This window comes from Streptococcus infantis, from assembly GCF_047464155.1.
Taxonomy (GTDB): domain Bacteria; phylum Bacillota; class Bacilli; order Lactobacillales; family Streptococcaceae; genus Streptococcus; species Streptococcus infantis_U.
This window is the reverse complement of record NZ_JASHCL010000001.1, coordinates 35,982-50,783: the sequence shown is the minus strand read 5'-3', so window position 1 is coordinate 50,783 and position 14,802 is coordinate 35,982. Positions and strand designations below refer to the sequence as shown.

The following is a 14,802-nucleotide window of genomic DNA, read 5'->3' as shown; positions in this document are numbered from 1 at the left end:
TTCTTTTTTAAGAATCATTATGGTTAACTTCAAATGACTAAGCATCCTATTTCATACGATAAAAATCAATGACTAGACCAGCAGGGCCACTTACTAGCAGGGATTCGGTTCCCCAATCAGTTACAACTGGCCCATGTAAAATCTCAATCCCTAATTCTTTCACACGCTTTTGATTCTGTTCCAAATCTTCAACTTCAATGTGTAGAATGATTCCTGACTGAAAATTTTCCAAAGGTATCAAATGATTTTGTGATAACATGAGGCAGTGACTGCCAATCGTAAACTGAGCAAAACTATCATCAACATAGTCTGCCTTTTTATCCAAGATAAGCTCAAGTTCCGCACAAACTTGGGGAACATTTGAAACGATAATATCTAATTGATTTAAATTCATTTACTATCCTCCAGAAAAAGACCGGATTGCTCCGATCTTTTAAGTTTCTCTCTAAGAAAATCAAAGAATAAACAAGGTGGAACCAAGTTTGATAGCAAATCTTTGCTCATCAAACTACGAAAAATCCTTTGGGACTTTTTCTAGACTCCACACTAGATTCCATCATTGAAATTTATGGTTTCAGTGATGGAATCGTCGGCAGTAACCTAATAAAGAAGTCTACAAATTTGTCTCTGTTTTTCGACGAGAGGAATTATTTGATTGCGCGTGATTGCAATCCTTCTTCTTCCAAGAAGAGGCGGAATGGTACGAGTTCTTCTGCTTCGTATTTTTCTTTGAAGGCTTTAATAGCTTCTTCTGAGTGTTGTTTTGGATCCAACTCAAGTACTTCTACTGGAAGTGGACGATGTGGAGTGATGTGAGCATCGATAACAACAGTTTTACCTTCTTTGTTCAATTTAACAGCTTCAGCAACGACTGCGTCGATGTCTTCGATACGGTCAACTGTAAATCCAATAGCTCCTTGAGCTTCAGCGATTTTCGCATAGTCAGCATTAGGGAAGTCACAACCAAACAAGTGTTTGTTTGTGTCTTCGTATTTGTCCTTGATGAAGGCATATTTACCATTTGAGAAGACAACGTTGATAACTGGAAGGTCGTATTGAACGTTTGTGATAACGTCTGGGTAGCACATGTTGAATGCACCGTCACCCATGATGTTCCATACTTGGCGATCTGGATTGTCTTTCTTAGCAGCGATACCACCAGGAAGGGCAATACCCATTGTCGCAAAAAGTGGAGATGTACGCCACATGTTCTTAGGTGTCATGTGAAGGTGACGAGTAGATGTCTGAGTAGTGTCACCTACGTCGATTGAATAGATAGCGTCTTGATCAGCATGTTTGTTGATTGCATTGTAAACTTGATACAATTGCAATTCACCCTCAGTTTTACCTTCGAGTTTGTTCATGTAATCACGCCAGTTTTGGTTATTCTTAACGTTTGCACGCCACCATGGAGTAGATTCAACTGGATTCACTTTGTCAAGAATCGCTTTCGCTGCTTGACCTGCATCACCAAGGATTGAAGCGTCTAGGGCATGACGTTTACCAAGTTTGTATGGGTCGATATCCACTTGGATGAATTTTTCAGTGTTCTTGAATGCTTCGTAAACTTCAGCAAATGGGAAGTTTGAACCAAGGAAAAGAACTGTGTCTGCTTCAAAGACCACTTCGTTGGCTGGTTTCCAACCAACACGGTAAGCAGAACCTGTCAAACCTTCATAGTTCCATTCGAAAGCTTCAAAGTTTTTACCAGTTGTGATGATTGGTGCTTTGATTTTACGTGACAATTCAGTGATCACTTCACCAGCTTTAACACCACCGTAACCAGCGTAGATCACTGGACGTTCAGCATTGTTCAAGATTTCAACAGCTTTGTCGATTTCAACTTCGTTCAAAGCAGGAGCGATGAATGAGCGCTCGTATGAACCTGAACCGTAGTATGAGTTTTCGTCGATTTCTTGGAAACCAAAGTTTACTGGAATTTCAACGACAGCTGGACCTTTTTTAGAAACGGCAGCACGGCAAGCTTCGTCAATCACTTTTGGCAATTGCTCTGCGTAAGCTACACGTTTGTTGTAAACAGCGATACCGTTGTACATTGGGTTTTGGTTCAATTCTTGGAAGGCATCCATGTTCAATTCGTTAACTGGACGTGATCCAAGGATAGCAAGGAATGGAGTGTTATCCATAGCTGCATCGTAAACACCGTTGATCAAGTGAGTTGCACCAGGTCCACCTGAACCAACTGCAACACCGATAGATCCGCCAAATTTAGCCTGCATAACCGCTGCAAGAGCACCTGTTTCTTCGTGGCGAACTTGCAAGAAACGGATATCTTTGTCTTCAGCCAAAGCGTCCATAAGTGAGCTGAGTGTTCCTGATGGGATACCGTAGATTGTGTCTACGCCCCATGTTTTCAATACGTTAAGCATTGCTGCAGATGCAGTGATTTTCCCTTGAGTCATAATGATAACTCTCCTTAAAGTTAATTTGATAAAAGATAAAAGCGCTTTTATATTTTTTTTGAAAACGATTCAGTAAATTTACAATCCTAATTTATCACATTTGATTTCAGATTCATAAGAATGTGCTCACAAAACTCCATTCTCTATTACAGTACAGATTGAAAACGTTTTGAAAATCTGTTTTAGAATAGCAAAAAAGCGGTTAAAACCGCCTTTTTATACTCAATGAAAATCAAAGAGCAAACTAGGAAGCTAGCCGCAGGCTGTACTTGAGTACGGCAAGGTGAAGCTGACGTGGTTTGAATTTGATTTTCGAAGAGTATTAATCGACTTTAGTAAAATTAAGCATAAGAGAGCTGATTAGAACAGAGACTGAACTAAAGGCCATGGCTAATCCTGCAAGTTCTGGATTGAGTACCAAACCAAGAACAGAAAACACTCCTGCTGCAATCGGAATACCAATGAGGTTATAGATAGAAGCCCAGAAAAGATTGAGTAGAATACGATTAAAGGTCTTCTTACTCATATCAAAAGCACGTGCCAATCCTAGTAAATTATTGGTTGTAAGGACAAGATCTGCTGATTCAATGGCAATATCTGTCCCAGAGCCCATGGCAATTCCGACATCCGCTACACTGAGGGCCGGCGCATCATTGATACCATCTCCAACAAAGGCCAATTTGCCATTCTTTTGAAGCTTGTGAATTTCATGTGCCTTTTCCTCTGGCAAGACATTTGCAATCACTTCTTCTATCCCAATTTGCTCTGCAATCGCATGGGCTACTCCAGCATTATCTCCAGTAAGCATGACCGTTCTAAGGCCACGTTTTTTCAATTTGGCAATAGCTTCTTTGGCATTTTCCTTAGGGACATCTTGCAAGGCAATTAAGCCTTTTAACTGACCATCTACGGATAGGAAGACAACTGTTTTTGCTTCTTTCTCAAGCAAATCAAATCGTTCTTGATAATCATGTGGAATAGCAAGATCATCTAAGAGTTTGGCATTCCCCAGCAAGACTTGTTTACCATTAATAATCCCAGTCACACCTTTTCCATGCAAGGCTTGGAAGTTTTCCACTGGGTAAAGGCTAATTCCTAGTTCAGATGTACGATTAACAATAGCTTGAGCTAGCGGGTGTTGAGATACATCTTCCAGTGAAGCAGCCAAACTTAGCACTTCTCTTTCATCACCAATAACATCTGTCACTACTGGCTTCCCTTCGGTCAAGGTTCCAGTCTTATCAAAAACAATGGTTTGGACTTTTTGGATTTCCTGTAAAACTGTACCATTTTTGAGAAGAATCCCCATCTTGGCACTTCGTCCTGTTCCAACCATGAGTGCTGTCGGTGTCGCGAGTCCTAGTGCACAAGGACAGGCAATTATCAAAACAGCAACTCCGTAGAGAAGTGAAGTCACAAAGCTATCTCCAAGTAAAACAAACCAGACCCAAAAAGTAAGAAGTCCTAAAATGACAACTGCTGGTACAAAAATCCCAGAAATCTTGTCTGTCAAATCTTGAATAGGAGCACGACTGGTTTGCGCTTTTTTCACAAAGTCCACAATCTGAGCCAACATAGTCTCAGAACCAACTTTTTCAGCTCTAAAGATGATCGTACCACTATTATTGATGGTTGAACCAATGACAGCATCTCCAACTGATTTATCGACTGGAATACTTTCTCCAGTCACCATTGATTCATCGATGCTGGTTTCACCTTCTAAGACAATCCCATCAACAGCTATTTTTTCACCTGGTCGAACGCGAATGAGATCCCCAACTTTGACTTGTTCTAGAGGTATTTGAACATAAACATCATCACGCAAAACCTCTGCTGTTTTTGCTTGTAGGTCTAATAATTTTTCGACTGCCTGCGAAGTATTTTTTCGCATTTTTTCCTCAAAAACTGCTCCCAAAAGAATGAAGAAGAGGATAAATGCAGCACTTTCAAAGTAAACGGGCAGACCAGTGAAGAGGGCAACTAAGCTATAGAAATAGGCCACTAGGGTTCCCAGAGCAACCAAGGTATCCATGTTGGAATTGTGCTTTTTAAAACTAGCCCAGGCGCTTCTGATATATGGAACTCCAGCTACCAGCATAATGGGTGTTGTGGCTAAAAAGGTGCCCCAACGCATGACTTGGTGACTAATTCCTCCTGTAGACATCCCAATCATGAGAATCACAAGAGGCACAGTAAAGATACTAGTAATCCAAAAACGCTGTAAAAGACTGAGAGACTTTTTAGTTTTTTCAACAACGGTGTAGGTCCCCTTTTGCATCTTCATGCCACATGAAAATTCATGTTCACCCAAGTCTTGAGGTGTAAAACGAATGATTTTTTCCTCATCTTGAGCGATTGGCTCTAGAATTCCTTCTTCTTCGAAGAGAATTTCTTTATAACAGTTTGATGGTGTCACACGGTGAAAGGTAATCTCAGCAGGAATTCCTTTTTGTAGTTGAATATGGGCTGGATGGTAGCCTTTGTCTGCCGTGATACGGATTTTTTGAACACCATTTTCAAGACTTGCTTTTACAATTTCAGTCATATCATTCTCCTATTCTACAATCATCTTACCGTGCATCATGTTCATTCCACAAGAGAAACCATATTCTCCCGCTTCTTGAGGAGTGATTTCAACCACATATTGGTCTCCCATAGGTAGGTCTGCATGCACACCAAAGTCTGGAAATACGATTTGGTCCAAGCAAGGTGAAGGATCTTTTCGATCAAAAATAATGCGAGCAGGTTGCGATTTTTTGAGGATAATGGTTTCTGGAGTATATCCTCCCATGACCTCCACTCGAATTTCTTGATAGCCATTCTTTTGTTGGGCTCTCTTAGCATCTTCTTGCGGTTTTTTGAAAAACCAAAAGAGGATAAAAGCAATCATTCCTAAAACAACAATAGATACAAATAGATTTAACATAGCGTCTCCTTTACATACAATTACATCTTACTTCTGTTACAGCACTTGCTTTTTTCTTTGAAATCACTTCTTCCAAACCTTCCAAGTCAGCTAGGGTAAAGTCACATTCTTCAATCAAATCAGCTAGCAAGAGCTTTATTCTTCGAGAACAAAGCTTGTCTTTGATATCCTGAACCATTAAGCCCCTACTATCATCTAGCGTTAAAAGGGCCGAATAGACAAAGGACTTGCCCTGTTTTTCCCGAGTCAAACATTCTTTCTCCACCAAACGAGCCAAGAGTGTCTGGATCGTGGATTTGGACCAACTGAACCTTTTCTCTAATACTTTTATGAGATCAGTACTAGTCTGTTCTCCCTGCATCCAGATAATCTTCATGACCTGCCATTCTGCATCCGAAATCTGCATTGTTATTCCTCCTAAATCTACATTTGTCAATTACAATTATCAGTATACTCTTAAAATCTACATTTGTCAATTAAAAAAACCGATGTTAAACATCGGTTAAATCATTTCACTTAAAATTTATCCTAGCCAATTTTCTTGGTCTTCTTTAAAGCGTTTGAGGAGAGCAAGTCCTTCTGGTGTGATGTAGCCTTCTTCTTGGGCTAGGTGAATGAGCTCACTGTAGTTTGAAAGAGTCACCAGTTTGACACCAGCATCCGCAAAGTTCTTATCTGCTTTTGGTAATTGATAGCTGAAAATAGCAACAACACCAAGAACATCTGCACCTTCACGTTTAGCAGCTGCTACAGCCTCAAGAACCGAACCACCAGTTGAAATCAAATCTTCCACAACGACCATCTTTTGACCTTGGGCTACACGACCTTCGATTTGGTTTCCAGCACCATGGTCTTTTGGTTTGCTACGGATATAAGCAAATGGCAGGTTCATCTTATCAGCGATGATGGCACCGTGTGGGATACCTGCAGTCGCTGTTCCTGCAATCACTTCTACCTCTGGGAATTCTGACTTGATGGCTTCTACAAAACCATTCTCAATCAAGGTACGTGTCTCTGGGTAGGCAAGTGTTACACGATTATCCGTATAAATCGGTGACTTGATACCTGATGCCCAAGTGAAAGGCTCTTCTGGTTTGAGGTAAACAGCTTGAATTTTCAATAGATGGCTAGCAATGTCTTTAGCAAGTGTCATGGGATTCTCCTTTGTATTTTATACTTTATTCTTATTTCCAGTCTTGTGTCCATTCATCCTTGATAGCATGATAAGCTACTACTGGATCAGTGGCTTGAGTGATTGGGCGACCGACAACGATGTAGTCACTACCAATATGATAAGCATCTGCAGGTGTCATCACTCGTTTTTGATCTCCAACTGCAGCCCCTGCTGGTCGAATACCTGGTGTCAGGCAAATAAATTCTGGACTGGTAGCTTCTTTGATGAGTTTTACTTCTTGAGCTGAACAAACCACACCATCTAATCCCGCTTCAGCAGTTTTCTTGGCATAGTGAATAACCGATTCTTGAAGACTGGTTTGAATATTTTGAAAGTCTCTCATCTGTTCTTCAGAAGTTGAAGTCAACTGGGTAACAGCAATCAATTTGGCTTCTTTCCCAAGACCTTCACGCGCAGCCTTCATCATCTCTACACCACCTGCGGCATGAACATTGGTCATGTCAACACCCAGATGAGACAAAACCTTCATGGCTGACTTAACCGTATTGGGAATATCATGAAGTTTGAGATCCAGAAAGACACTGTGACCTAAGTCTTTCAAATAAGAAACAATCTCCGGACCTGTGGCGTAATAGAGCTCCATACCTACCTTTAGATAGAGGCTCTCTTCTGCTGGAAATTGTGCTAAAAACTTCTTGACTGCGTCAAAGCTTGGAAAATCAAGAGCAATAACCGGACGAGATTCGCGCATACTTTTCTCCTTTTACCTTTGTCAGCGAGAGAGCATGAAAAAAGGAACCTGCCTACAGCAAGGTTCCACGAAAAATGGGTAGAATTCACCCTTTCACCGTCTAACCTTAGCTGCCTCTCTGGACTGCTTTAAAGGTTTTTTACTATTCTATTATTTAAAGCAATACTTGTCAAGTAAAAACAAGTAACTGAACAAATCATCTGAAACTTAGTGACTCTGTGTTGTTTGAGTCGTCTGTGTTGTTTGATCTTGATTTCCTTGCTCAGCTTGTTTTTTCTTCTCTTCTTCCTGCTTCTTCTTTTCCTCTTCTTTGGCTTTGACTCTTTCGTCATCCAGAGCCTTATCCACTAGACTATAGCTATAGATACCGACTTCCATGTCAATACCACTAGGAACTGTCAACTGTGGTTTTATCTTACTATAGTAAGGTAATTTCTTCCCTAGTTCTGATAATGGCACCAAAATCTCGTCTGTATCATACATGGTAATCTTTAGAAGGTCACTTGTTACCTTACTTGGTGCAAGTTCAATCTTCTCAATCTCTTGCTTAATTTCTGGACTAACTTCATTTAGCTGAGAAATCAATGTTTTTATCTGTTCCTCATCGTTAAACAAAACAGATATGTATTTCTCAGGTAAGTTGTCAGAACTAACGGCAGTTGATTCAATACTTCCGCTTGATAAGATTGGATAATAACTATCACCAGAAACAGAGTAGGCTACAATCCCAAATTCCTTCACTTCAATGGTGAAGTGAACTGGGAATTGATAAACTATCTTTGCCGATTCGATCCAGTGATTTGATTTAACCATTTCCGCATGCTTATCTTTATTTAAGAGTAAGCTGATCGTATAGTCACTGTCACGAATGCCAGACGCTTCTCTAACTTGGTCTGCACTTGTCTGAACGTTACCCATAACCTCAATATGTTTCATTGTAGCCAGAGGGCTCAGAAGATAAATAGATAAGAATAAGATTAGAAAGCTAGGAACGAGGATAGTAACTGCTCGCCAGATATGTATAGAAGGAACGGCCGGTTTTGGAGGTTTACTCTTGGTTTTTACCTTTTTCTGTTTCTTAACCTTTTCGTCAACTTTTTCTTTCTCTACTTGATCCTGACTCTTAGCGTCTTCTTGTGAAATTTTCTCCGAATCTTTCTCTTCATTTGAAGTCTCATCGCTAGTATCCGAATCCTTCTCTTCAGATTTTTCGGATTCTTGGTCTACTTCATCAGAACTTACAGATTCCTCTTCCGTTTTTTTACTCAAATACTCTTGGTTTTGTTTCTGCCATTCTGACAATTCTTGAGTATTTTCAGAAGCAGACTTTGCTGCTTGTTCTTCTTTTTCACGAGCTTCTTCCGCAGCTCGTTTTGCTTCTTCTTCAGCCTTTTTTTGAAGATATTCTTGATTTCGTTTTTGCCACTCTGACAATTCCTTGCCTTGAGTGTCCTGATTCTTTTTATCCTTTGACATCAATTTTCCTTATGATAAATCTTTTTTTAGTAGCTCATAAAAATCTGCCACAGATTTTAATTCATGAGAATTCTTCATCGTGTTTTGATAGATCTCTTTGTTGGTCAAAAGTTGATTTACTTTTTCTTCCAAAGTAGACAAGGTCAAGTCACTCTCTTGCAACTCCTCAGCATAGCCTTTCTTCACAAAATAGGCTGCATTTTCAATCTGATCTCCACGGCTAGCTTCACGACCTAGTGGCACAATGACGTGCAATTTAGCCATAGCAAGAAGTTCAAAAATAGTATTGGCACCACCACGAGTGATGACCACATCAGCCAGATTCATGAGTGGTTGATAGAGTTCCGTCGCATAGTCAACACGGTAGAGGTTTGAACTTAGTTCATTTAAACTAGCATCTCCTGTCAGGTTGATGATATTATAGCGACTAGTCAGTTCTTCCTTGTGGTCTGTAACTAGTTGGTTAAAGACTCTCGCCCCAGCAGAACCACCGACGAAAAGAAGAGTTGGTAGCTTGTCGTTGAAAGAAGTTCGGATATCCACCATTTCTTCAGGTTCTTCCATAACTGGGCCAGAAACCTTGGTCACGGCTCCAACGTGCTCTACCTTAGTGAGACTAGATGCTTGCTCAAAAGTAGAGTACATCTTAGTCGCAAACTTATAGGCAATTTTATTGGCCAAGCCCATGGTGAGGTCAGACTCGTGGATGAAGACTGGTACTCTGCATACTCGCGCTGCGATAACAGGCGGAACAGATACAAATCCACCCTTAGAAAAGAGGGCTTGTGGACGAACTCGAAGCATGATAAAGAGCGATTGAAGAATTCCAAAAGCAACCTTAAAGACGTCAACCATATTTTGCCATGAGAAATATCGACGTAATTTCCCCGTTGCAATCGAATGGAAGGTGACATCTAAACCCGACTTGAGGATTTCATGATGCTCAATCCCGTTTTTATCACCAATATAGTGGACTTCCCAGCCATCTTCGATGAACTTAGGCATTAACAAAAGGTTGAGGGTAACGTGTCCAACCGTTCCCCCACCTGTAAATACTATTTTTTTCATATTATCCCTTTAACTCCGCTACAGTGTCGATGAAAAGATCTCCACGTACTTCAAAGTTAGCATACATATCCCAGCTTGCATTAGCAGGACTGAGGAGAACCACATCTCCTTCTTCTGCAAGTTCATAAGCCTTGCGGGTTGCATCTGCAATATCAGTTGCGTCGACATAAGCCACACCAGCCTTATCCGCTGCACGTTTGACACGTTCTGCAGATTGACCAAGGATGACCATTTTCTTAAGTCCAGTAATATCAGGAACCAATTCGTCAAACTCATTGCCACGGTCCAACCCACCAGCAATCAAGATAACCTTGCTATTGTCAAATCCAGACAAGGCTTTTTGAGTTGCTAAGATATTGGTTGACTTACTATCATTGTAGAATTTCACACCCTTGATCTCGTCTACAAATTGGAGACGGTGTTTCACACCACCAAAGGCTGACAATGTTTCCTTGATGGTTTCATTGTCAACACCACGCAGTTTAGCAACAGCAATAGTTGCAAGAGCATTTTCCACATTGTGGCTACCTGGAACACCGACTTCATCAGCTGCCATGACTTTTTCACCACGGAAGTAGAGAAGACCATCTTCAAGATAAGCTCCGTCAACCTTTTCAAGTGTTGAAAATGGTACTACAGTCGCATTTGTCTTTGCCGCAAGTTCTTTGGCTAATTCCTGATTAAAGTTCAATACTAGGTAATCAGCTGCTGTCATATTGCTTTGGATATTCCACTTAGCTTCAACATAAGCTTCAAAAGAACCGTGATAGTCAATATGTGTTGGCATCAGGTTTGTGATAACAGCAATTTCAGGATGGAATTCCTGGATTCCCATTAATTGGAAAGAAGAAAGTTCCATGACAAGGGTATCCTTATCTGTCGCAGTTTGGGCCACTTGACTAGCAGGATAACCGATGTTCCCTGATAAGAGGCCATTTTGCCCAGCCGCAGTCAGAACTTCTTCAATCATGGTTGTCGTCGTTGTCTTCCCATTTGAACCAGTAATACCGACGATTGGTGCTTCTGAAATCAAGTAAGCTAACTCAACTTCAGTCAAGACTGGAATACCTTTTTCCAGTGCTTTTTCAATCATTGGATTGCTATAAGGGATTCCTGGATTTTTTACCATCAAGGCAAAATCTTCGTCCAACAATTCCAATGGATGTCCACCTGTGACAACCTTAATCCCCTCTTCTAAAAGGCTCTGAGCTGCTGGATTTTCCTCAAAAGGTTTACCATCATTAACCGTCACAATGGCACCTAGCTTGTCCAAGAGACGTGCCGCAGACTCACCAGATTTGGCTAATCCTAGGACTAATACTTTCTTATTTTTAAATTGATCAATTCGTTTCATATCTAGAACTCCATTTCTACTCTTACTATTTTACCATTTTTATGAAAATAAAAAAGCCACAAAGGGCTTTCTTATTTGTTTTTTGTTATAAAAAACCTATTCTACCGACTTGAGGGCTTCTAGCATATCGACCTTTCGGAGATAGTGATTGACAAAAAAACCGAGTATGGTCAAGATGGTACCAACAGCTAAAACTGGGATTAGATACACTTCCCAACCGACCTGTGGTTGAAAACGGAAGGTGCCCGGTGCAATCATCTGAATTAGAAATTGATGGAGATAAAAGCCTGAGACCAAACCTACAATCATTCCAACCAGTGACAGTATGATGGTCTCCCGATAGATATAAAGGGTCACTTCTTTATTGTGAAAACCAAGGACCTTTATGGTTGAGAGTTCACGAATTCGTTCAGCAACATTGATATTGGTCAGATTATAGAGAATCACAACTGCTAGAAGTACCGATACCAGAACCAAAATTGCCATGGTTTGGTTAAGGGAACTGGCAAAACTTTCAAATAGCTGAATGGTTGAAGTATTTTGAACGACACCATTGACAGCTGCCTGCTCCATAAATTCTCTTGCAACTCTTTCAGTATTGCCTTCACTTTTATCCTTGAGTTGGACTAGATAGGTATTCATCTTAGGAGTTTGACCATAAATTTTCTCATAGGTCTCCTGATTCATATAAACAAAATGGCCTACATAATGCTCCGTGATGCCACCTACTTTAAAGGTTTTTCCATCTATTGTAAAGTTTTCACCAACGGAAACTCCTGCCAACTGAGCTAATTTTTCTGTCAAGACAACTCCGTTAGATAAGTCAAGTTTTTCCCCATTTTTTTCTAAACGGACAAATGGAGCCAGGTCATCCTTATCTGTTACCATGATGGTCACTGTCTGAATTCCAGCCTTGCTCGGATACTTCTCTTCAATCTGCTTAGAAAAAATCAAACGAAAATCTTTAACTCCATCGCTTTTCAGTTTTTCTTCTAACTTGTCCTTATCAGTATCTGAAGCTCTAGTATTTACAGAGAGAACCATCTGATATTGTTGCAGGTCCTTAAACTGCCTGTCGGCCACGCCAACCACAGAGGATTGAATCCCAAGTCCTGCAAAGAGGAGGGCAACTGAACCTCCAACCCCAAAAATGGTCATTAACATACGCTGCTTATAACGAAAGATATTACGAGCAGTAACCTTTTGAGTAAAGCTCAAACGTGACCAGATAAATGTGATGCGTTCTAAGAGAATTTTAGAACCCTTGACTGGAGGCTTAGGTAATAATAATTGCGCTGCTTCTTCATGCAATTCTCTACGAGATACAAGGTAGGCTGGTAGGACGCTTGCTACTAAGCTTAGCCCCAGAGCCAAGCAACTATAGGTCCAGTAGAAATATTGCTGACTCTCACCAACAATCATTCGGCCAGTAATGATATGTGAGATTGTAGGTGCTAAGACATAATGGCCATTCAGAATCCCTAGAAGGGTTCCAATAGTACCAGCAACCAGACCATAAATCACAAACTTAGCGATGATGTCCTTGCTATGGTAGCCTAGAGCTTTGAAAATCCCTGCATTGGTTCTTTCCTCATCTACAAATCGAGTCATAGTGGTAAAGGTAACCATGGCTGCCACTGCGTAGAGAACAACTGGAAAGATATTTCCCACGGCACGAATACTCATGGCTGAGTTACTATACATCAGATAACCTTGACCAGTAGGAGAGCTTTTTCGATTGTAGACATGATAGGTTGGCTCTGTTAGAGCATTGACCTCATCCTGACTGGTCTGCCACTTAGCCTTTTCCTTAGTAAGATCTGTTTCAGCTTGGCTTGCTTTTTCTTTTTCTTGTTTTAGCTGTTCTTTAGCTTGGTCTATCTGGCTCGAAACTTGGCTCTTTTGCGGTTCTGGAAGTTGGCTTAACTGTGACTCTTGACCTTGAAGCTGAGTCTCGGTTTCTTGTAGACGTTTCTTGCCAGCTGTCAAGTTGGTTTCCGCTTCATCTAGTTTTTTCTTCCCAACATCCAATTTCTCCTGAGAATCTTCTTTTATTTTCTTCAGCCGGGCTCGACCATTATCAGCAACTAGTTCCTTTAGAGTCTCCTCTTCTTCCTCGAGTTTCTTTTCGTAATCACTAGAAAAAGGATTGACATCTGTTAGACTAGTAAAACGAAGGCGGGCAATCGTGTAAACAGAGCTCTTAAAGTTATCTTTTGTTACAACACCATAGACTGATAAGTTCCCATTACCACTGCCTGCACTCCCCATATCCGTTTTTGAGAAAATATCTGGAGAGTGAACAAAGCCTGTAATGGTATAACTATACCGCTTCAATTGAGAATTGCTACCATTCTTTTGGTTCAAATGAATGACTTGTCCAATCTGATAGCGATCTTTCCAAAAGTCCGCCAAGGCCAGTTCATCTTCTTTTTCAGGCAAACGACCTTGGGTTACTTGAAATTTTGAAATCTTTTCAGTATTTGAAAAAATTCGTACGGCATCTTCACTATCCTCTAATGTCAAATCCGTCATATAACCAAATTCAACATCTGCTCCTGATAGAGTTTGCAATTCTTCCTGGTCTGTCTGATCTAGACCATAATCTCCCATGATGGTCATATCTGCCGCATTAGTATCTTTCAGATAAGCCCAAGCTGTTCGCTCCATATTGGGACTGGCTACTTTAAGACCAACCACAGCCAAAGATCCCAACATCATCAGAGTTAGGATGGATAAAAAGCGTCCCTTTGAACCTGTGAAAGACTGGAGCAGGTCTTTCCAATATGTCTTTCTTTTCATCTTAGTACTCCAAATCATCAATATCCTGTGGTTGAGGATTGAGGACAACACTCTTGACACCAGCATCATGCATTTGAATCACCCGATCAGCTATAGGAGCTAGCGAGGCATTGTGGGTCACAATGATAACGGTAGCCCCCTTCTTACGTGACATATCTTGAAGAATCTTTAGAACCTGCTTACCAGTCTGGTAGTCCAAAGCTCCCGTTGGTTCATCACAAAGGAGAATTTTAGGATTTTTAGCCACAGCTCGAGCAATAGATACCCGTTGTTGCTCACCACCTGACAACTGGGCTGGAAAGTTATTGAGACGATTGCCTAAACCTACATCCTTGAGAACCTGCTCAGGATCTAAGGCATCTGATACAATTTCTGATGCCAACTCGACATTTTCTTTGGCAGTCAAGTTAGAAACCAAGTTATAAAATTGAAAGACGAAACCAACATCATCCCTACGATAGTTGGTTCTCTGATGGGAAGTAAAATTCGAGATATTGGTTCCGTCTATCCAGACTTGTCCTTCATCGTTTGTATCCATACCACCAAGAATATTTAAGACTGTTGACTTCCCTGCTCCAGATGAACCAAGGATAATGACCAGTTCTCCCTTTTCAATCTCGAAGTTAACATCACGATTGGCTACGATTTCTGTTTCTCCAGTATGATACCTCTTATAGCTATGTTTCATTTCAATATAGGACATCTTATTTCCTCCTTTCCTCCCCCTTATTTCACCCTTATTATAACTCTTTTAATAATAGAAAGAAAGTTAATCCCTAAATATAAAACATAAAAAAGCGGACAAGATCTAGTTCTGTTTCTTGAAACTAGTTTGTCCACTTTTTATAGTTGAGATTGTTTTCTTGT

At 40.6% G+C, this 14,802-nt stretch carries 12 protein-coding genes; all 12 read right to left on the bottom strand.

Features of this window, described 5'->3' with window-relative positions:
- Positions 1-46: 46 nt before the first annotated feature.
- On the bottom strand, positions 47-394 hold the full coding sequence (locus QM810_RS00195; protein WP_414253414.1) for a VOC family protein: 348 nt from the start codon (positions 392-394) through the stop codon (positions 47-49).
- A 253-nt stretch (positions 395-647) separates the two neighbouring features.
- Complete coding sequence (gene spxB, locus QM810_RS00190) at positions 648-2,423, bottom strand: pyruvate oxidase (protein ID WP_048688661.1); 1,776 nt, start codon at positions 2,421-2,423, stop codon at positions 648-650.
- Positions 2,424-2,745: 322 nt separating this feature from the next.
- Positions 2,746-4,968, bottom strand: a complete 2,223-nt coding sequence (locus QM810_RS00185; protein WP_414253413.1) for a heavy metal translocating P-type ATPase — start codon at positions 4,966-4,968, stop codon at positions 2,746-2,748.
- 9 nt (positions 4,969-4,977) lie between these two features.
- Positions 4,978-5,349, bottom strand: coding sequence for a cupredoxin domain-containing protein (locus tag QM810_RS00180; protein WP_414253412.1), 372 nt, complete (start codon positions 5,347-5,349; stop codon positions 4,978-4,980).
- Positions 5,350-5,359: 10 nt separating this feature from the next.
- Entirely contained in the window at positions 5,360-5,755 is a 396-nt protein-coding gene (locus tag QM810_RS00175) for a CopY/TcrY family copper transport repressor (protein ID WP_045763230.1), read from the bottom strand.
- A 117-nt stretch (positions 5,756-5,872) separates the two neighbouring features.
- Positions 5,873-6,502 (bottom strand): orotate phosphoribosyltransferase, encoded by a 630-nt coding sequence (gene pyrE, locus QM810_RS00170; RefSeq protein ID WP_414253411.1) that lies wholly within the window; start codon positions 6,500-6,502, stop codon positions 5,873-5,875.
- A gap of 31 nt (positions 6,503-6,533) precedes the next feature.
- Complete coding sequence (gene pyrF / locus QM810_RS00165; protein ID WP_414253410.1) at positions 6,534-7,235, bottom strand: orotidine-5'-phosphate decarboxylase; 702 nt, start codon at positions 7,233-7,235, stop codon at positions 6,534-6,536.
- Positions 7,236-7,442: 207 nt separating this feature from the next.
- On the bottom strand, positions 7,443-8,711 hold the full coding sequence (locus tag QM810_RS00160; protein ID WP_414253409.1) for a cell division protein FtsQ/DivIB: 1,269 nt from the start codon (positions 8,709-8,711) through the stop codon (positions 7,443-7,445).
- 9 nt (positions 8,712-8,720) lie between these two features.
- A complete protein-coding gene (locus tag QM810_RS00155) occupies positions 8,721-9,779 on the bottom strand; it encodes a UDP-N-acetylglucosamine--N-acetylmuramyl-(pentapeptide) pyrophosphoryl-undecaprenol N-acetylglucosamine transferase (protein ID WP_414253408.1) in 1,059 nt (352 codons plus the stop codon).
- Between the two features lies 1 nt (position 9,780).
- A complete protein-coding gene (gene murD / locus QM810_RS00150) occupies positions 9,781-11,133 on the bottom strand; it encodes a UDP-N-acetylmuramoyl-L-alanine--D-glutamate ligase (protein ID WP_414253407.1) in 1,353 nt (450 codons plus the stop codon).
- A 96-nt stretch (positions 11,134-11,229) separates the two neighbouring features.
- Positions 11,230-13,935, bottom strand: a complete 2,706-nt coding sequence (locus QM810_RS00145) for an FtsX-like permease family protein (RefSeq protein WP_414253406.1) — start codon at positions 13,933-13,935, stop codon at positions 11,230-11,232.
- Position 13,936: 1 nt separating this feature from the next.
- The gene (locus QM810_RS00140; RefSeq protein WP_178895275.1) at positions 13,937-14,638 is read right to left on the bottom strand and encodes an ABC transporter ATP-binding protein; all 702 of its coding nucleotides are present in this window, start codon (positions 14,636-14,638) and stop codon (positions 13,937-13,939) included.
- Positions 14,639-14,802: the final 164 nt, after the last annotated feature.